The sequence below is a fragment of the Flavobacterium sp. 1355 genome (genome assembly GCF_017833415.1).
Classification (GTDB): domain Bacteria; phylum Bacteroidota; class Bacteroidia; order Flavobacteriales; family Flavobacteriaceae; genus Flavobacterium.
Genome location: NZ_JAFICC010000001.1, coordinates 457,492 through 477,643, shown reverse-complemented (window position 1 = coordinate 477,643; position 20,152 = coordinate 457,492). Strand labels below are relative to the sequence as shown.

The 20,152-nt window shown below is 32.2% G+C and carries 21 protein-coding genes; 6 read left to right on the top strand and 15 right to left on the bottom strand.

The features are described from left to right. The first annotated feature begins 31 nt into the window (after nt 1-31). Nucleotides 32-439 (top strand): helix-turn-helix domain-containing protein, encoded by a 408-nt coding sequence (locus tag JOD96_RS02155; protein WP_209562627.1) that lies wholly within the window; start codon nt 32-34, stop codon nt 437-439. Between the two features lie 138 nt (nt 440-577). Here JOD96_RS02155 and JOD96_RS02150 read toward each other — a convergent pair whose 3' ends face one another. Beyond that, nucleotides 578-1,081, bottom strand: a complete 504-nt coding sequence (locus tag JOD96_RS02150) for a hypothetical protein (protein ID WP_209562626.1) — start codon at nt 1,079-1,081, stop codon at nt 578-580. A 516-nt stretch (nt 1,082-1,597) separates the two neighbouring features. Between JOD96_RS02150 and JOD96_RS02145 the strand changes: the two genes are divergently transcribed. Further along, on the top strand, nt 1,598-2,152 hold the full coding sequence (locus tag JOD96_RS02145) for an REP-associated tyrosine transposase (RefSeq protein ID WP_209562625.1): 555 nt from the start codon (nt 1,598-1,600) through the stop codon (nt 2,150-2,152). A 329-nt stretch (nt 2,153-2,481) separates the two neighbouring features. Here JOD96_RS02145 and JOD96_RS02140 read toward each other — a convergent pair whose 3' ends face one another. Together JOD96_RS02140 and JOD96_RS02135 are read right to left on the bottom strand one after the other, a co-directional pair. After that, nucleotides 2,482-3,087: a hypothetical protein gene (locus tag JOD96_RS02140; protein WP_209562624.1), complete on the bottom strand. Its 606-nt coding sequence runs from the start codon at nt 3,085-3,087 to the stop codon at nt 2,482-2,484. A 40-nt stretch (nt 3,088-3,127) separates the two neighbouring features. After that, on the bottom strand, nt 3,128-3,595 hold the full coding sequence (locus JOD96_RS02135; protein ID WP_209562623.1) for a hypothetical protein: 468 nt from the start codon (nt 3,593-3,595) through the stop codon (nt 3,128-3,130). Between the two features lie 323 nt (nt 3,596-3,918). On the opposite strand from JOD96_RS02135, the gene JOD96_RS02130 reads away from it, so the two are divergent. After that, nucleotides 3,919-4,374, top strand: a complete 456-nt coding sequence (locus tag JOD96_RS02130) for a hypothetical protein (protein ID WP_209562622.1) — start codon at nt 3,919-3,921, stop codon at nt 4,372-4,374. 99 nt (nt 4,375-4,473) lie between these two features. Here the strand turns inward: JOD96_RS02130 and JOD96_RS02125 are convergent, their stop codons facing one another. The 5 genes from JOD96_RS02125 to JOD96_RS02105 form a co-directional block, all read right to left on the bottom strand. Then, nucleotides 4,474-5,052, bottom strand: coding sequence for a DUF4833 domain-containing protein (locus tag JOD96_RS02125; RefSeq protein ID WP_209562621.1), 579 nt, complete (start codon nt 5,050-5,052; stop codon nt 4,474-4,476). A 209-nt stretch (nt 5,053-5,261) separates the two neighbouring features. After that, entirely contained in the window at nt 5,262-5,693 is a 432-nt protein-coding gene (locus JOD96_RS02120) for a GtrA family protein (RefSeq protein WP_209562620.1), read from the bottom strand. 1 nt (nt 5,694) lies between these two features. Then, a complete protein-coding gene (locus JOD96_RS02115) occupies nt 5,695-6,381 on the bottom strand; it encodes a CDP-alcohol phosphatidyltransferase family protein (protein WP_209562619.1) in 687 nt (228 codons plus the stop codon). A gap of 152 nt (nt 6,382-6,533) precedes the next feature. Then, entirely contained in the window at nt 6,534-7,340 is an 807-nt protein-coding gene (locus JOD96_RS02110; protein WP_209562618.1) for a phytanoyl-CoA dioxygenase family protein, read from the bottom strand. 229 nt (nt 7,341-7,569) lie between these two features. Then, nucleotides 7,570-8,358 (bottom strand): SDR family NAD(P)-dependent oxidoreductase, encoded by a 789-nt coding sequence (locus JOD96_RS02105; RefSeq protein WP_209562617.1) that lies wholly within the window; start codon nt 8,356-8,358, stop codon nt 7,570-7,572. A gap of 325 nt (nt 8,359-8,683) precedes the next feature. Between JOD96_RS02105 and JOD96_RS02100 the strand changes: the two genes are divergently transcribed. Then, complete coding sequence (locus JOD96_RS02100; RefSeq protein WP_209562616.1) at nt 8,684-11,128, top strand: TonB-dependent receptor; 2,445 nt, start codon at nt 8,684-8,686, stop codon at nt 11,126-11,128. A 41-nt stretch (nt 11,129-11,169) separates the two neighbouring features. Then, nucleotides 11,170-12,285 (top strand): PepSY-associated TM helix domain-containing protein, encoded by a 1,116-nt coding sequence (locus tag JOD96_RS02095; protein WP_209562615.1) that lies wholly within the window; start codon nt 11,170-11,172, stop codon nt 12,283-12,285. Nucleotides 12,286-12,384: 99 nt separating this feature from the next. Here JOD96_RS02095 and JOD96_RS02090 read toward each other — a convergent pair whose 3' ends face one another. Then, nucleotides 12,385-13,479, bottom strand: coding sequence for a hypothetical protein (locus JOD96_RS02090; protein ID WP_209562614.1), 1,095 nt, complete (start codon nt 13,477-13,479; stop codon nt 12,385-12,387). 144 nt (nt 13,480-13,623) lie between these two features. Then, nucleotides 13,624-14,187 (bottom strand): hypothetical protein, encoded by a 564-nt coding sequence (locus JOD96_RS02085; RefSeq protein ID WP_209562613.1) that lies wholly within the window; start codon nt 14,185-14,187, stop codon nt 13,624-13,626. Nucleotides 14,188-14,369: 182 nt separating this feature from the next. On the opposite strand from JOD96_RS02085, the gene JOD96_RS02080 reads away from it, so the two are divergent. Continuing rightward, nucleotides 14,370-14,771 (top strand): helix-turn-helix domain-containing protein, encoded by a 402-nt coding sequence (locus JOD96_RS02080; RefSeq protein ID WP_209562612.1) that lies wholly within the window; start codon nt 14,370-14,372, stop codon nt 14,769-14,771. 174 nt (nt 14,772-14,945) lie between these two features. Here the strand turns inward: JOD96_RS02080 and JOD96_RS02075 are convergent, their stop codons facing one another. The 5 genes from JOD96_RS02075 to JOD96_RS02055 all read right to left on the bottom strand — a co-directional run bounded on the left by JOD96_RS02075 (nt 14,946) and on the right by JOD96_RS02055 (nt 20,105). Further along, nucleotides 14,946-16,841 (bottom strand): hypothetical protein, encoded by a 1,896-nt coding sequence (locus JOD96_RS02075; protein ID WP_209562611.1) that lies wholly within the window; start codon nt 16,839-16,841, stop codon nt 14,946-14,948. Nucleotides 16,842-16,991: 150 nt separating this feature from the next. Then, nucleotides 16,992-17,933 (bottom strand): hypothetical protein, encoded by a 942-nt coding sequence (locus tag JOD96_RS02070; RefSeq protein ID WP_209562610.1) that lies wholly within the window; start codon nt 17,931-17,933, stop codon nt 16,992-16,994. Nucleotides 17,934-18,142: 209 nt separating this feature from the next. After that, a complete protein-coding gene (locus JOD96_RS02065; RefSeq protein ID WP_209562609.1) occupies nt 18,143-18,625 on the bottom strand; it encodes a hypothetical protein in 483 nt (160 codons plus the stop codon). Between the two features lie 112 nt (nt 18,626-18,737). After that, nucleotides 18,738-19,436 (bottom strand): DUF1826 domain-containing protein, encoded by a 699-nt coding sequence (locus tag JOD96_RS02060; protein ID WP_209562608.1) that lies wholly within the window; start codon nt 19,434-19,436, stop codon nt 18,738-18,740. Between the two features lie 156 nt (nt 19,437-19,592). After that, nucleotides 19,593-20,105: a RidA family protein gene (locus JOD96_RS02055; RefSeq protein ID WP_209562607.1), complete on the bottom strand. Its 513-nt coding sequence runs from the start codon at nt 20,103-20,105 to the stop codon at nt 19,593-19,595. Between the last annotated feature and the right edge of the window lie 47 nt (nt 20,106-20,152).

Here is a 20,152-nt window from a genome sequence, read left to right as displayed (position 1 = left end):
ATTTGAGCCTTCAGAAAAATTGATATTCATTATGGAACAGAAAATACATCAGGGAAGAAACGTAAAACGTTTTAGAGAAATGCTTAACATAAAACAGGAAGCATTGGCTTATGATCTGGGCGAAGACTGGAACCAAAAGAAAATTTCTATGCTGGAGCAAAAAGATGTAATTGAAGAAAGCCTGCTGAAACAAATTTCGGCTGTATTAAAAATTCCTGTTGAAGCTTTTCAGAATTTTGATGAAGAACAAGCGATAAATATTATTTCTAATACTTTTGGAGAATACGCTTTTGGCAATTCATTTAATTATGGAACAATTAATATTCATCCAATTGAAAAATTGATTTCACTTCATGAAGACAAAATTGCTTTGTACGAGCGTATGTTGAAAGAGAAAGATGAAATGATGGTGAGGCTTGAAAAATTGATTAATAAATAGACATTTATAAAGATATATTATTTTATAAAGAGACTTTGAAGTCTCTTTTTTTGTTTGTTTTAGAACATTATTTTACGGCTGCGAAGTCAGGAGACATTTAGAGGGCTTTATAAAAATCTTTGGAGAGCTGGTTAAATGTTACTTTCGAATTCTTATTCCTTGCTCTTGTAATTTTAATAATGCGAGAGTTTCTGACATATCTTTTCCTTTAGAAGAACAAAAATCTATCAAATCATATTCTATTACACATTTAATACTTTCTGCTTTGTCTGAAATAGTTTTAATTTTATGAAATAATTCCTCTTTTATGTTTCCGGCATTTAAATCTTCTTCGTTTCCACAGATAACTTTGTGGACCAACCAATTCCTTTGCTGCAAAAAAGCATTTAATTCATCTTGCAATGACAAATTATATAGCCTCTCTTTAGTTGCAATTTTAATAGCATGGCCTAAAGTATAACTCTGGTATTTTTTTAAAAATTCATCCGCTCGTTCTTTTGTTTCTTGGGGATTCATTTTAAGAGTAATTGAATAACTCAACGCTTGTTCAACTATTTGGGTTTTCAATATAGCTTCACCGAGGAAGCAATACAAATTAATTTCATTATTGTTGGCTGGTATTTTTATAACATTTTCTTTCATATGCTTTTCGCTTTAATAAAATTTCGTCTAACTTGTATATACGTCTGACAAAACCATTCTTGTCAGCCCTTAATTGTTTGGCTTTGCTTGATTAGTATCAATAATATAAAATCTGTGTAATAAATTATTTTATAATTCAAGCGCTATTTTAATAAAACTCCGATCGCGCAGATTTATCTCAGCAACGATAGCGCGGATTTGCAATCCGTGCACGTAAAGATTGGTTTGGTTAGTTCTCTTTGTAAAAAAAAACGTTAGCACGGATATATTTCCGCAAAGATATCGCAGATTTGTAATCTGTGCCCGCAAAATAATGCAACGATAGCGCGGATTTGCAATCCGTGCACGTAAAGATTGGTTTGGTTAGTTCTCTTTGTAAAAAAACGTTAGCACGGATATATTTCCGCAAAGATATCGCAGATTTGCAATCTGTGCCCGCAAAGTAATTCCTTCAAAAACCCATAAATAAAAAGTAAAACTTCCCACTATACTTTTATTTTTGTAGGAAAAAAGCACGTGTCGACAAAATACAAAGCAACAACAACTGAGGAAGCGTATTTCTTAACTATAACTACTGTAGGATGGATAGATATATTTACCAGACTAAATCAAAAAAATGTTTTAATAAATGCTTTAAAATATTGTCAGGAAAATAAAGGTTTAGAAATTTATGCCTATTGCATTATGAGCAGCCATATTCATTTACTCTGCAAAGGGACGAATGGTTTTATATTATCTGATATTATTAGAGATTTTAAAAAATTTACATCAAAAAAAATGATACAGACTATAATAAATGAACCTGAAAGCAGAAGAGAATGGATGCTGGAATATTTTCAAAAGTCATGTGAGCATTTAAAAAAGGATCAGAATTATAAAGTTTGGCAAAATGGTTATCATGCGGAACATATTTACAGCAATAAATTTATTAAACAAAAAATAGATTACATCCATAATAATCCCGTAAAAGATAAAACTGTTAGTTCGGCTGAAGATTATTATTTTAGTTCGGCAAGGAATTATTCAGGATTAGAAAATGATTTAGATGTTGTTTTGTTAGACTTATTTTAAATGCTTAACTTTTGTATTTACTCTTCTATGCGGGCACAGATTGCAAATCTGCGCTAGCGGGATACGTCGTAAATTTTCATTGTGAAAATAATTACTCACGACAAATATTTCTGTGTCAATATAAATATTTCTTGTTTTAAGCATAGTTATTATAATTTTGCTGGTAATGTGGTTGCAATGAGGCCTTGTTTATTTTGGAATATCTTTCAATTCAAATGCTTTAAGCATTATCTTCTATTAGACACTTTTTTCATTAACTAAACAAAAATTATTTTCAGCATCATTTTAATTCAGCATTGCAGAAAGTACAAGCGTGTCTTAGTAGATACTTACTTTTTATGTGTTTTCTTTACTAAAGTTCTGTCATCATAAAATTCAACAAGTTTAGATTCTTTATTAATTAGAGCATATATTTTAAAAGCTTTTTTATTATCAAAATCTTTAATTTTAGAATCTAATTTGTTAAAATTTTCATTTTCGTAATTTTCAATTACTAATTCTAGAATTTGGTCAATTGCTTTATCCCAATCTTCTTTTTCTAAATCGTTATCAAAAAGTAATTTTATAATTTTTCCATTTTTAATTTCGAACAAAATAGAAATTGCCATAGATTGATTATAAGCTTTATTAAGCTTTTCGGTTGACTTTGATGCAGATATCAATCTTACATTCATTTGTTTACCTCTATTAATCAATGTTTTTAACTTTTTACTTAATATTTCGAAATGTTGTTTTCCTGCTTCTTGTAAAAAAGCTTCAAAATATGGTTTTACAATATATGCAACTATTGCTGTTGGAATTGTCCATTCAAGAGCAGCGTAGGCTCTTGTTTCTATAACTTTATATTCAACTAAAATTCCACTTTCAATAAATGGATTGATATCTTCTTGTATCTTTTCTGTCGGATAATATTCTGGAAAGTCAATGTATATCATTTCAAATATGTTTTTATTTTGATAGTTTTTAATTCAGTATCTATTGTTTGTTGATTAATTCAATTAAATTGTCCCAACTCAATAGTTCATTTTCGTTAAAATACTTAGGGTCAAATTGTCTAACACTTGAATCATTTCTTATTTTACCATTTTTACCTGGGTTTGCTAACCAACCTCTATGACCATCGAAAATATTTTTCGCAAGATTTCTTGAGCTAACTATAAAATATTCAGGTTGTGAATTAATGTTTTCCGGAATATTTACAAATACAAAATATTTATTTTCTGATTTTTCATTTTCAACTTTTTGGTTAAGAATCCATTTGCGTTTATTCTGTGTAGTTTTTGCTTGAATTGACACCAATTTATTACCCTCTGGATTACTAACTAAAATATCAACTCCTTCAGAATTTCTTAATGTTATTGCAGCTAAATATCCTCTTCTTGAAAGTTCAGCAGCTACATAATATTCGCCAGCTACTCCACATAATTGTTTTGATAGTTTCATTAAGTTTATTATTTTACTACGGAATAACAAAGTTATATAACCATTATTTCTATATTTTACGGTTTTCCATAGCTTATCATTAAAAGTTGCAAAATAGTTTTTAAATAAATATATGCATCTAGTATAAATACCTGTTTTTAACTTTTCTCAAATAATTTAATTTTTTATATATTTGTATCAGGTGTTTTTGGTATGCCTGCTCGTTCGTGCAAAGATTTCATCAACCAATAACTAGATAATATAACCTTCAGAGCTTATTATCCGACAACAGCATACGAACGCAAAATCTCAGGATAATAATCTTTGAACTAAAAGATTATATTATGGATACTATTGACTATTTCAAACTTCAAGCAAAAAATCTACACAGAGATTTTAAGACACAAACTCCCCTTGTTGACAAAACGATAGGTGGTTTTCGGTACGAGTATTCGCCGAAGTATTTTCAAATTTATGACATCATTTCGGATTTTGATATCGATGAGGAAAATTTTACCCTCATGAAAGCACAGCACATAATTGCCAATATTGCAGGCTTTGATAAATGGGGTACTCTGATAAAACTATCAGAGTCAGAGTTGGAACTTGCGAAATTATTATTTGAGCATCAAGATAAAATGGATTTGATTTCATGGAATCTTTATATTGCTGACGCACAATCTATGAATGAGGACGAACTCGATGCAGAGGCTCAAGTAGATATATTCAAACAAGTTGTAATTGAAGATAATATTTTTGACATGGTAATTGATAGTTACCTTATAAAGCATGACTATTGATAATTGCTTCAATTTATTGATTTGTTTTAAATCACAATAAATCCGATTCAAATTGGTTGAATCGGGTTTATTATTAAATGAAATAAATATATAGACATCTTATTTCAACAACATCCTTTCAGTAATTATTTTATTAGAAGAAGCATCAATTCCGGTAACTTCGGCATACTTTACATTGGGCAGCCAAAAAGAACCTCCTTCAATGCGTACAAATATTTTTTCTACCTGTATTTTTTTCTGATTTACACTTACAAAAACATGATATTTTTGATCTGAATCTAGTTTTTTTAAGGTTAAGGGTAGCTTTTTGTACGATACAAATTGAAGTTCAAACTCCTCATTGTTCAAGGACTTACTTTCTATTCCGTATGCAAATTTGCGTTGTATATAAGTAAAATCTTTTTTTTCTCCTTTCTCAGCATATCGAATCCAATACGCTTTTATAGGATTGCTTTTGTCTATTTTTCCATTTTCCTGGTAGTTTATGGCATAGATAGCAGTGTTTGTATTGGGGTCGCGCTGAATGTAAAACAGCATATTATCAATATTTTTCGGCGTTGGAAAATGTAATGGCGATGGATTTTTAGATTGTGCCAATAGATTTTCGGAAAACATACTTACTAAGATCGTAATGATGATTAGTGCTTTTGTAAAATAGTTAAATGGTAATTTATTCATAACGAAATTTTCTTATAACCCCTAAATTAAGGGAAAAACTATAAAACTATTTAAAAGTTTAATCAGGAAAGTAATTAGAAAAATCTGTTTTTATCAGCGTTTTCGCTTTAGCGAATCAGTAAAATCAGCGTCTAATTTTGACGCGGATAAAAAACAGATTTACTTCGTAAAAACGCGGATAAAAACGGATTTGATTTGTCATTTACATACTAATTTGATTCGACTACATTCTTTTTTTCGTTTGCCCTAAAAACCCAATATTTAATGAGTGGATAATTAAAACCATAAGAAACAAACAAATCGGTGATTAATCTTCCGATTCTATAATCGATTTGAAATACTTTTTGAAAAATAAGCGTACCAAATGATTTTAGGGAAATGCTTCCCAATACCACCAACGCAAATTTAAAAAGCTGACGATTGATGTGGCTGCTATAACCGGATTGATTTTTAAATACCCAAAATCTATTGATGCTAAAATTGATAATCGCGCCAACGGTTCCGGAGATTAAAATAGAAAAGGTAAAATGCAACTTAAATACTTCTGTCAATAAAATCATTAATCCATAATCGGTAATACCGCCTAAAAATGCCGCAACTTGTGCTTGTAGAAAAGTGATTATCGATTTTTTCGGGAACATATCAGACTTGGTTTTTGTCTTTTAAATCGCCCAACTTTAAAAGCTTTACACTATCTATAATATTGATTATCAACAGAACAATAGTGATTAAACCGGCCAAATAGGTAATTGATTCAGGAAATAAAACTTCTGTAATTAAAATGAAAGCAATAATAAACCGAAGTTCTGTTGGGCCAACAAAACCGGAATCTATACTGTATTCATTTGTAATTTTGTAGCGTAACTGGCTGATAATGATAGACCAGCCATACAATGCGACAAAAGCAAAGGCTACTATTTGTGTGCCATTTTTAGCATAAATGTAGTAGCCAAAGCCTATAAGTACAATACCAATCCAGTCGGCAATAATATCGAGTGCAAAACCATACCAACGACGCGGAATATTTCTGTAATAAGCCAATCTTCCGTCTAAAGAATCTCCTAACCAATTTATAGCCAACCCGATAATTCCCAAAAGCAAATACCAATTGGCGAAATAAGTACCTAAAACAAAAGCTAAAAAAACCAATCCCGAACCAACTGTACCAATTAAGGTAAGTACGTTTGGCGAAATAAATTTAGGCACCTTTGGAAGCAAAAACACAATCGTTGACTGTTCTGCTTTTTTTAAAATATTAGTTCGTTTACGGTCAGAAAATGTTCTTTGTGCAATTGCACTATAACCTTCAATTTGTGTTTCTTTTCCCATTAATACCCCGATATTAGTAAGCTTATAATCTAGCCAATTCTAGTTTTATAATTTTCAATTTTATTTTTCGTTGTGTATTTTTAAAAAAATCGGTGGTACTTTTTAGTTTACCTGATCTAACCAGATAACTAAATGCGATAATAAACAGCATATTATTTAACAATGCTTGCAAAACGTTGATAGAAAACCGTTGGGCTGTTCTCATTTTTAGGAGCATATTTTCCTGCTATAATGGGAATATAAATAACTCTTCTTCTACTCTCTTCGCCACGGATAGTTGATTCTGCAACTCTGTGCCACAAACGGCCATCGTGAATGGTTAAATCTCCAGCCTCAGGATTGATGGAAACCTCCTGTGGATCGGGTTTATTATCTAAAAAGTATTTTTTACGAAAAAGCATTTGATAAATACTCTGCTTGTGCGTACCCGGAATGATTTTGAGCCCGCCGTTTTCGGGTTGTAAAGTGCTTAAGTGGATTCCCACATTTAGCATCGGGTTTAATTTTCCTCCATAAAAAATATCTCTCAATCCATCGGTATGCCAGCCCATTTTAGTAAACTTACTTTCCGGCCCATTGATATAATGATTAAAAACCATTCCGTCCTTTTCTTCAGTACCTAATCTCGCGCCCTCGCCTGCCAATGGCAATAAGCTATTAAATCTTGGATCAAGTAAAAGACCGCTTAAGGTTTGATGATGTTGATTGATAAAAGCAAAACGTTGTACTATTGGAGAGCCATCTAAATCTTTTCCATATTTAATTGGAACACCATTTACTTTTTGAAGGTCATTGTCAATCCAATTTTGCTCCACTTGTTTGGAGGCATCAATGATGGATGAAACAGTTTCCGGATTTATAAATTTTTTGAAATGGATGAAGCCATGTTCGTTAAAAAAGTCAATTTGCTCAGCAGTTAATTGCCCAGTAAGGGTAAAAGTTTTATAAGAAGATACCATGATAATATAGATTTAATAAATGAAATAATAGTATTTGTAATTTTATCTAAATGTTAGCAACAGCAACAACAGCAACAACACATTCGCATGTTTGCGTGCATTCGGCCTTTAGTAAAATTAAAAATATTTCTTTTATTAGACATACTCTATGGAATTAATAGACATTTATACAAATGTAATATAATTTCTTTTTTACAAACAAATTTTTTTTTATTTTTTTTTGAAAAAATTAAATTTTATAAATCCCGGCTGCAGTTTTTTCTATAAAAGCCTTTGGCAGTATACGGTTGGCGTAAACCGAAATGATATTTGTAAAACCTGGAATAACTTCTGATTTTTTGCTGAACATGGCTTTTAGTGCCATTTTTGCAACTTCATCTGGCTGCATATTAAACTTTTCAGCCATTTTGTTTAGAGCGCTTAAACCAGCTCTCGCAGCAAAACCAGTATCAACCGGGCCCGGACTAAAACAGGTTACTGAAATCGAAGTTTGGGCAAGTTCGAAACGCAGGGCACGGGTAAAAGATAAAACAAAAGCCTTTGTAGCCGAATAAACAGCCAGTGTAGGTACAGCCTGGTATGCAGCAGTACTAGATATATTTAAAATATAGGCTTGTTTTTCTTGTGAAAGTATGGGTATTAATAAATGCGAAAGTTCTACCACTACATTCATGTTAAGCTGCATCATGCCAAGCTGATCGGTTAGAGAAGACTGACTAAAATCACCCCACACCCCATAACCGGCATTGTTAACTAATAAGCCAACCGGATAGTTATTCGTTTTTATCCAATCTGTTACTTTTAGCGATGCACCATTTATCGAAAGATCAATCGACAAAATAGCGGCATTGATGCCGTATTTAGCATGAAGATCATCAGATAGTACTTTTAATTCCTCATCACTTCTTGCCACAAGCAATAACGGAAAACCCTGTTTGGCCAATTCATAAGCAATAGATTTTCCAATGCCTTTACTGGCACCAGTTATTAAGGCATACGGTTTCGTTTTTTCGCTCATTTTTATTCATTTAATCATCCAAATATAGAGATTTATTGTAAACCGTTGGCTTTGCAGGCGTGCATAATGGTTACCTACTCCCTCCCACCCTTTGGGACTTTTTCCTTGAGTTCAATAAATCCTCTCTTTAAATTGGTATTGGTTCTAACGCTACTTTTTTGAGTGGTCTTCTCCAAAGTTTAAAGAGCAGTATAATATGTAATTGCCAGTAAGAAAAAGAGTGCAGTAGCTTCAGGAAATAGCAGTAAAGATGTTTTTATAATAAATATTATTTGTAATTAATCTAAATAAATGTAGATTTGCAGCTTAAATTTAAATAACCGCCATGAAGTTCAATTATTTATTACTGCTAATTGCTTTTTGCCACGTTGGTATTGCGCAAAATGCAAAAATATCCGGAAGATTAGTTTCCGAAAAAAAAGAAGCTGTTTCTTATGCTTCAATCTCCATAAAAAGCCTTAAAAAGAATAGTATTTCTGATGATAAAGGGAATTTTGAAATCAGCAACCTGGCACCCGGAAATTATACTATTTACTTCTCTGCCATGGGTTTTTCAGTTCAGGAAAAAACGGTTGAACTACATGAAAACGAAAACCTCGAACTTTCTATAATTTTACAAGAAAACATCAATACGCTGCAGACCGTCGAAATTACAGGACGTAAAGAGAAATCGTACCGAAACACCAAATCTTTTATCGGTGCAAAAACAGAAATCGCCTTAAAAGATTTGCCTCAGGCTGTTTCTTATGCGACCAAAGAGTTAATTGCAGATCAGGGATCCATTCGCGTAGGCGATGTTGTAAAAAACTTTAGCGGTGTGAGCCAATTCACTTTTTACGATGACATCTCTATTAGAGGCTTTAGAATCAATGGTGGAAGTAATACACAATTGCTTAACGGAATGAGAACTTCGACAGGATTCTGGAAGCAGCCTCTTGCAAATTATCTCGAGCGTGTTGAGGTTTTAAAAGGACCATCATCAGCTTTGTTTGGAAATGCTTCTCCGGGAGGGGTTTTAAACAGAGTTACCAAAAAACCTCTGGATCAGGCTGCAAACAGCGTAAGTTTTTCTACCGGAAGTTTTAATACTCTAAGAGCTTTAGCCGATTTCACAGGCCCTTTAACAGAAGATAAATCGCTGTTATACCGTTTAAATTTAGGCTACGAAAATGCAAACTCTTTTAGAGATTTACAGTTTGACAAAAATATTGTCTTTGCTCCTTCACTTTCTTTTCTGCCTAATGACAAAACCAGTGTAAACTTTGATTTAATTTATACGGGTTCAAAAAGTGTTTTAGATCGCGGACAATCCACTTATGAAAACAACTTATATTCAACAAAAACTTCAAATTCACTGAACTCTACAAATGATTATTTAAATGAAGAAACCTATATTGTGACTACTTCATTAAATCATCAGTTCAGCGATCGTTTGTCTTTTTCTGCCTCATACATCCGTACGGGTTATACAGAAGATCTTTTAGAACATCGCGGTGCTAATAAATATGCATCTGCAGGAGATGGAACCACTATTCCAACGGCTATAGAAATGCAGGTTTTTATGCGTAAACGTAAACGTTATATTGATAATCTTTCGACGTTTTTTAAATATGCAGCAAAAACCGGCCCTATAGACCATAATTTGATTGCCGGTTATGATTATGCACAGGAACAAGTGCCGGCCGGAGGTTCTCAATTGCAGGCAAGCGGCTATAGAAATGCGGCAAATACAGGCTTTATTGCCACTTACAACCCAGCTAACAAAAGTGCTTACTTATTGGATTCTAAAGGAAATCCGGTTCCCAATGTGGCACATTTTGACTTGACAAATCCATCTGCATCACAGCAGTTAAAAGATGTAAGCAAATATTTTTATGTGGCGCGCCCTTTTGATCCGACTTATTACTCCTTGTACGGAATATATCTTCAGGACCATATTAAATTCGGGGCTTTTCAGGCTTTAATTGGAATTCGTTATGACGAATATACAGATAAGGAAAACTACAAAAAAGCGACAGAAAAGAAAGTAAAACAACATTCATTTTTACCACGTTTTGGTTTGACTTATACACTTAATTCAAACATTAATTTGTACGGAACTTATGTGAAAGGATACAATCCGCAGACGGCGTCATCTTTATCAAACCCAAATGCGGGCGGGCCATTTGATCCTTTAGAAAGTAATATGATAGAGTTTGGAGGAAAATCTTCCTGGTTTAAAGAAAAACTTTTTGTGACTGTAGCCTTATTTAAAATTCAGCAGAAAAACACTTTATACCCCGCAAATGATCCAACAAACCCGGATTTGATGAGAGCAATTGGAGAGGAAGAATCTAAAGGTATTGAAATCGATGTTAACGGAAATATCACCCGCAACTGGAGCATTTCCGCAGCCTATTCGTATAATGAAGCAGCTATTACCGAAAGCCCTCTTGCAGAAGAAATTGGGAGACAAAAACCAAATACCCCGGTGCAGCAGGGAAATGTCTGGACGCGTTATAACTTTACAGACGGTGCCTTGAAAGATTTTGGTCTTGCCTTAGGGAGCAATTTTGTAACAACCAGAAATCTAAGTCAAAGTGCCACACAAACGCTTCCTGGCTATACTTTATTTAATGCTGCTTTGTATTACAGCATCAACAAATTTAAAATTCAGGTAAATGCCAATAACATAATGAACAAAACGTACTGGGTTGGAGGTTACGATTACATTCGTCTGTTCCCCGGTGCACCTTCAAACTGGCTGTTAACACTTGGTTATTCATTTTAAACGCTAATTTAGATTTAAATCATTTTTATACAATCTGAAAAATGAATAAAACCTTTAAAAAGAATATTGGCTTTTTACATTTATGGCTCGGACTTTTGTCCGGGCTTATTGTATTTATTGTGTCACTTACCGGTAGCATTCTGGTTTTTGAAGAGGAAATCGATTCTTTTATAAATCCGGAGTTTTACAAGGTTTCAGCCATTGGCCCAAAAAAATTACCAGTTGATGTGCATATTAAGCTGATTCGTCAAAAATATAATATAAAAGAATTTGATCGAATACAAACTTTTGAAGATCCTCAAAGAACCGTAATTATCACGGGAACTGATCCCGACAAAAAAACTGATCAGATTTTTTCTGTTGATCCTTATACAGGAAAAATATTGGGAAAAGTGGCTGAAAAAAGCAGATTTTTTTCTATCGTTTTAGATTTGCACCGTCACTTAATAATGGGAGATGTTGGCCAATTTATTACGGGTTGTAGCTGTCTTATATTTGTTTTTATGCTGTTTTCGGGGCTTATTTTATGGTGGCCTAAAAAAATGAAAAACTTAAAACAAAGGTTAACGGTAAAATGGAAAGCTTCGTTTAAAAGAGTCAATTGGGATTTTCATTCAACTTTTGGATTTTATTCTTTTTTGTTTCTTTTGATATTGTCACTAACGGGCTTAACATGGTCTTTTAAATGGTTTGAAAACGGGATCTATCTGCTTGCAGACGGAACGGCAAAGAAACCTTCTGCCAAAGTTGAAAACCCAACCAAAGTTGATCCAAATCTGGACAAAACTTATTTTTATCAAAACATATTCTCGAAAACGGACAGCATTTACAAATACAAAGGAAATACTCAAATCAGGATTCCCTCTGATACAATAAACAGTATAATGGTCATTAAACTGGATATCGAAAAATCGATTCCCAATATCTCGAGTATGGCTTATTTTGATAAATATACAGGTGAAATTTTAAAGGTGAGACCGTACGAATCTTTCAGTGACGGCGATAAAGTAAGGCGTCTTATTTATCCAATACATACGGGAAGCATTTTTGGATATCCAACAAAAATACTCGCCTTTGTGGTTTGCCTTTTTGCCCTTACTTTACCTGTGAGCGGTTTACTAATTTGGTTGGGAAGGAAGAAGAAAAAAACTAAATAAAGAATAGGAATCAGCATTGCTGTTGTTTCGGATTCAATCGAATAATTCTTATTTCTTGTTTTGATTGCAAACAGGCCGGAATAAAAAAATAGCTGTTGCTTAATTTTCAACTTTGTATATTTTAATATTACTGGAATTGGCATTTAGCAGCTTACCGTTTTCAATAATATAGTTTTCCCAATAGCCATTACCATTACTTTCATCATAGTTTAAGGTTTTGCTTATTTTTCCATTTTGGTCAATTAATACATACTTCAATCCTTTTGTTTTTTTATCTTTAATAATTATCCAGGATAAAAGTCCTGCAGAATAGACATCGAAATGTACATCACTCCAGCCCATTTTGTCGTATGAAATAACAACAGAATTAATAGCTTTAGTATTTAGATTTACATAATAATATTTTAAATATTTTTTCATATCTCCATAAACACCGGGAAAAACACACATAACAATCAATGTGTTATCTTTTATATGACTATCAAGAAGATATTCAGTTTTTTTGGATTTCAATGAGATTTCCGAATATTTTCCCTTTCTGTACGCCATTATATTTGTCTGTCCAGGATGAATATATTGTCCGAACAAATATATATCAGATCCATTTAGAAGTACTTTTTTGGGCTTTGGCTGATATTGGCTGCTCATAAATCTCACAATCTTTTTGGTATCAAGATTATATTTTATGATTTCGGATTTAGAATTACTTGAGTACGAAATTCCTTCACTCACGGTGTGCCCGAAAATTATATTTTCTCCGTCAATAGACATGTTTGAAGGTTGAGAAAATGTACGTCCAATTGCTATTTTATTTTCTATAATTCCATCCATATTAATGACAAATATGCTCATTTTAACATCTTGTGTTAAAGGCTGGACTTTACCTTGTGTAACTAAAGCATAAATCTTGTCTTTGTGTCTTTTTATGGAATAAATTATGTTTGAATGTTCATCACTTATTTTGAGAGTCCATTTTGGCTTTAATGCTGTGTCATAATTTATTAAATAAGCATCTGACGAGTTTCCGTCATTTACTTTTGTTTTAAAAGAATATCCTGCGCAATAAATATCGTCATTGTACCATTCAACATCTTCAACATACTGTATGTTTTCGAAAGAAGATTTCACGATCATTTCCTGACCGAATGATAATGATACAAATGATATAAATAATAATACTAGATTAATTTTCATGTTTTGGGATCGTTTAAATAACAGCAAATGTTCTGGCACTACCTTACTTGTGCAGTAATGTATCACAAACATCGTCTATAATTGAAACCAAATATATAGATTTAGCGTCACAATCAAATCCCCTTTCATTCCGAAAAGAATATTTTATTCCGTTGCAGCATCAATGGGATTTTTTTTCCTGATTTTCTCCACTCCCCTTTCTCTGATTAGTTCTACTGCATCGAGCATTTTGATTAAATGAATATAAGGCGTCGTCAGGTCAGATTCAGGATCTTCTGCATTGGGAGACAATGAAAGCTCCAGTATTTGACATAGAAACAATTCAAATTCTTCCAGCGTTTTTTCGGCAAATGCTTTTTGAAATACAATAAAAGGATTATCGTATTCTTCCTTCGTAAGGGAAGAAAGATGAAATACAGTTTCAGAGCGCAAAGACGCTGTAACTTTCCATTTTTTGCTTTTCTCCTGCAGGCAGTAACAAACTTTGAGAAAAGAACGGACAACTGTATAAAGCACAAAAGCATCTGAGGGGTTTTCCTCTTGGTAAATTTCTTTCTTATAGCTGTAAATTACCACTTCGGTTAAACTCTGTTTATAATAATAATCAATATGTGCAAAGTCAAAAAAGGCATCGAGTGCCTTAAATGTGTTTTCTTCTGGCAATCCTGCCCAAAATCTGGTTTCGAAGGATATTTTATTCTTTTTCATAGTACCGGGATTTAAAATTCTCGGGCGAAATTCTATTCTTTGCAAAGGATAATCTATTCGGAAATACAGATATAATATTCTGACAAGAGTGATGTTTTATGGGATATTTTTTTATCTTTGAAATTCAGGATTTTTATCCAAATGGCTTTATCTTTGAGCCTTTAGAAAAATTGATATTCATTATGGAACAGAAAATACATCAGGGAAGAAACGTAAAACGCTTCAGAGAAATGCTTGGCATCAAACAAGAAGCATTGGCTTTTGATCTGGGAAATGACTGGAACCAAAAGAAAATTTCTATGCTGGAGCAAAAATATGTAATTGAAGATAATTTGCTTAAACAAATCTCAGATGCATTGAGAATTCCTGTGGAAGCTTTTCAGAATTTTGATGAAGAGCAGGCGGTGAATATTATTTCTAATACGTTTAATAACAATGATAGTGCAATTGGGTTTGTAATTAATAATCATAATCCAATTGAAAAAGTTATCCAATTGCATGAAGAAAAGATTGCTTTGTATGAAAGGATGTTGAAAGAGAAGGATGAAATGATGGTGAGGCTTGAGAAATTAATCAATAAATAAACATTTATAGAAGATATTGTAATTCAAAAAAGAGACTCGAAAGTCTCTTTTTTTTGTTTTGGAAGTACAGCTTTAGAATTAAATAAGCATATTCATCAGATTTGGCAATTATTTCAAATAAAACTATTTTCCTATTAACCAATTGCCAAAATCCGTTGTGGTATTTTGATGATATTATTCTCCGTAATAAAGATTTTTACTACCCGTTCGGTCAATTATTATTTCACCTTTGGGTTCTAATACTCTGGAGCACCAACCTGAAACCTTTTGCCTACTACAACCTACTGCATTTGCAATTTCAACAGCGCTTAATGCCTCTTCTTCTGTTAATGTTGCTATTAAACCCAAAATTTTAACTTCAACTTCAGCAAAGTTTCCTGCTGTAATTTCAAATTCTTGATGTATGACTTCTTCTAAAATATTGTCATCTTCGAAACATCTTTTAATTTTATATTTTGCAACTTCATCTTCAGAATATATTTTGCTACAAGATGGACATTTATAACTTTTTAATTTTGTATCTGTAAAGTATCCATCATAATTTGATAAAACAGAGTCGAAAATAAATCTGACAGCGGTATATTCATCTTTGTTTTCTGCATATTTTATATTTAAATCTAAACATATATCATAGTCAAATGAGTATAAGTTATAATTACCCCCATATTTAGAAGATCTTCCTTCTTCTAAAAGATGAATTAAGAAATTTTCTTTAAAAATATTTAAATAATCTTTTCGATTTGGATCTATAAGAAAATGACTTGCAGGACGACTTGGATGTTTTTCTTTTTCTCCGTTTGCTTTTTTTATTAGATCATTCCATAAATCATTATAAAAACCAGGAATTAATTTTCTTTTTAATGCTCCTTCATACTGTTTTTGATAAGTCTTTCTTGCAGCCCTAATACCATAATTAATTTCATTCAGTCCAATTTTTGAATCATTCTGTTCCGCTTGTTTCCATGCATTTTGCAAAATTAAACCTATAGTTCGAGTAACCCCAATAGATTCTCTAGCAATCCTTGAAATAATTTCATCCTTATTACCCTTTAAAATAGCTTCAAGCTGTATTTTATTTGCATAAATATCTAATCGTTTTTGTATTAAAAGGGGCATAAATTCTTCAAGCTTTTTGATCGTGGGTGATAGTCCCCCTAATCTTTCAACATGTTCATTTAAATCTAAAGGAATTGGAAAAATATCTCTTCCAATTATTATTTTATCTCCAAAATCGAATCTATCTGTGATTACACCAATTTTTATAAATAAATTTGTTTTTGAACCTAGAAAACTTTTTAAAAGCTTAGAAAATTTGATTTGATAATTGTAATTTATATCTGAAAATTCATCAAGAAATAGATAAGTAGCATCAATTTTTGCCTTTTTCAATATATCGCTAATTTTATTTAGAAATTCTTGAACATTTAAACCTTTCGTTTGGCTATAACTTTGATTAATTTCAGACGATTGGCCGTAATTATCTTTTGATGCTAGTCCAACTTTATCCAATGATAAAGTTAAACTGTCTTCATAAGATTCAATTGATGATTCTTTACTTTCAATTTTTGTAGTTTTAGAATGTAAAATTGTTTTTCCTTCAACTAATATTCTTTCAATGTATTCTAAATCATCTAAAGCAGGGTTTTCTTTCTTAAAAATCAATAATGTCTTCTCATCATATATTGATTCTAGTTGACGTTTCAAAGAATCAATTATTTGCCTGACAAAATGTATCTCAAATAATTCAAAATTATCTTTATCAAATATATCTCCACAATTACTTAGGTCAATATAAATCGGTAAAATTCTTTTATCTAAATAATCAGATTTATTTTTTAAAGAATTTAGACATTCATAGTATCCTTTAAGTAATGCAGAAGTTTTACCAGTACCTCTTCTTCCTGATATATAATTATCTTGTTTTTGTAAAATGCTACTTATAGAATTAAAAAAATCCACATAATAAGTACTTAAGTTTCCAAGTTCATCAATTTTATCAAGTGATAAATAATCAGCCCTTAAAATTGAATCAAATGTATTTTTAATTTTTAGTTTGTTTTTTATATCCATATAGTTATTATAAAATCGCCTAACTCTTGGGCGGTTAAAAAGGCATGTCCTTCTGGAGAAATACCGCGACAGATAAACGTAAAAGTACTTAAAAAATGATTACACCTATAAACTGAAAGCAACGTTTTTCCCAGAGGTTACTTGCCATTTTTATATTCTAAATCTATTCTTGAATTCTTGTAACTTGATGATTCGATTTGACATATTATTCAAATCAAACAACTCGTGCATTTTTTTTTCTTCAGTTACGAATATTTTTTCTTTGATATCAGAATTAAATAATGCCCCAAACATCATTGAAATATCAGTTACTGTATTCCATCTGTGGTCATTTATATCTGCTATTGCTTTTGTACCGTGACCAACTTGGATTAAAATAATACTTACCATGGCTATTGCAGGAAAAAATATTTCATGAAATTTTTTAAAAGATTCAAAATTTTTATCGGTTCTTTCAAATGCTATACCAACCAAAGAGTATGCCCGCATCATAAATCCTTCAGCAAGAAATGTAAATGCTTTTCCAGTTTTCATATCGAGAAACCATTTATCACGTGCAACCTTATTTTTTTTAAAATATTCCCAATCTAATTTTCCGTTGTTTATAGATATAATATATTGCACTAAATTTTCAAAAATTTCTTTTTTTTCAAACAAAATTTGTTCTTTGATGGCTTGAATTTGGGTTGTAAAATGCCCTGCATTATTTTCGTCTTGATTTTGTACTAAATCATTTGTAAGTTTAATAACGAGTAGATATATTTCTAAAAACGGACCATCTTCATTAAAAAAATATTTTGGAAGGACTACATTTAATGGAGGAAAAAAAGTACCGTGATAAATATCTTTTTCTGCATTATAGTTTTTTGTATGTTCAAATAATAAAATTAATGCTTTAAAACATTCTTCAAAATGAGGATCTCCATTTATTAAATGGCTAATTAGTTCCATTGCTACTGTAATGGGAAAGCCTGCTGAATCATTACCTTTTTTCTCTTCACTTTTAATATTAATGGCTAACTCCAAAACTTCTTGGATCGATAAATTTCGAACAAGATTTCTATAAATATTTGTGTCTAAAAAGTACTGCATTTGTAAATTGATGTTAATGTTCTAATACTATAGCGAGTTTAGAAATAAATAGCCCATTATTGTAATTTGGCAAATAATCGCAAAAAAAATAATAACTCCCGCTCCCAGAAGAGTTCTTATGAAAAGCTGTGCGAAGGCCTCCTTGCTTCGCAGCAATGGTTTCAATAATTCTAAAGACTACTATCATAAACAACAACTGTTATTTATGATTACTGAACATAATACGGAATACTATATAAACATCGTACTGGATTTCCACCTTTCATTGCCGGAATCCAGTTTGGGGATAATTTTAAAACCCTTTCTAATTCTTTTCCTGATCCGTAACCAAAATCACGAATAATTTTTATTTCAGACAAACTGCCGTCTTTTTCAATTTTTATAGTTGCAAAAACACCGCCTTTCGGAGCTTCATCATCCATTAAATCTTGAGGCTTAACATAGTTTTTCTTTAAAAAAGCATGAAACTTCTCAATACCTCCCGGAAAATTTGGGCGAATTTCTACCTGAGAGGTATTATAAACTTCATTATCTTCTGGCTTATTGTCGTGAAGCTTTTCCACTTTTATTGTTTGTTGTGGCACAGTTTCTTTGATATTTTTAGAAGCCGGCTCTGCCATTGCCGGAACAGTAGTATGTTGACAGCTCAATAACAATAAAAAACTAATGGCCATTAAAAAATTTCTTATCATACGTTTTTGTTTAGTGGAGAATTTATATGTAAAAAAACAAAATTTATTCCATTTTAATGGTTTTTAAAGATTTAAAAAAGCTTTCCTCAACTACATTATCCCAAAAGTCCCCTCAACAAATCAACAACAACCGATACTCCCCTTCCTTTTCTATTGGTGCTCTATGAATACAAGGCAGCACTTTTTGCTTTGGATGATCTACCGCCAGCCGCCAAAGATGCCCTAAGCCTAAATTAACAGGTTCTGCATCTGCATGTAGCTGATAATGCAAATCAAAATAATTTTCCTTCAAAAAATCTTCGAATTCTTCCGTTGGTCCGTCATGCAGTTCTTTTAGCTTTGCTCGTATTTCCGGAATCAGGATTTTTTGCTCTGCCTGCGCATTCGAAACAATATCACTTGCCGCTCCGTGATAGGTACATAAAAAAGTATCTGTGGCAATGGGCGAACGATCAACATGAAACGAATACACATCTGTCGAAATGAAATCAAATTCATCATCACGTTCATAACATTTCAGTAAATTAAGAGAAGGCGAAGCGCCAAAATCAGTTAATAATTGCAAATCATTTAAGATTATTTTCCGTGCTATATTTCCCTTTTCTGAGAGTTGGAGCGCGAGTAGATCTTCAGGAAAAACTTCTGTTATATTTTCTTCTAAAGATAATTGAGCTACAATCTCATTAAAATCACCATCTAAATTTCTGTACCAGCACAGCGCATTCATTTCTCCCTTGAAATCGGTATGCACAAGCTCAGCGAAACCCGATACCACACCAATTTGGCTGCTGTCAGAAAATGTATTTTTCATTCTGTTATATTAAACATTAGTTAATTCATGCTTCACAAAAATAGGCAATATTAGTCAGTTGTGGAGATTTCAAATAATAAAATCTAAAGGCAAAAAAAGAGGAAATATTTTAAAAACATTTCCTCTTTTTATATGTTATGTTTCGAATGTAACTTGCTATTTCATTTCGACGATCATCTCTGCTTCTACTGCCATGTTCTGCGGAAGAGTAAAAACACCCACAGAAGTTCGCGCATGTCTGCCCTGTTCGCCAAAGACTTCAATTAATAAATCAGAAAAACCATTCATTACTTTTGACTGCTCTGTAAACGAGTCGGCTGTATTTACATAACCGTTTACTTTGACTATTCTTTTTATTTTATCCAGACTTCCAAAAGCCTGTTTTAGTATCGCCAGCTGGTTTATAGCCGTTAATTTGGCGGCCTGATATCCTTCTTCGGTAGTTAGGTCACCTCCTATTTTTCCTGTAATATATTTTCCATCTGCCTGCAGTGGCCCTCTTCCCGAAAGAAAAACCAGATTTCCAACTCTCACCATATCTACATAACTACCTAAAGCTTCGGGTATTTGTGGTAACTGAATTCCGAGCTGATTTAATTTTTGTTCCGGAGTCTGTGCTGATAAATTAAAACTCAATAGTATTAATGCAAGCGTTACTATATTTTTCATTGTTTATATTTTAAAAAAAGAAAGCCATCTTAAAAAGACAGCTTTCC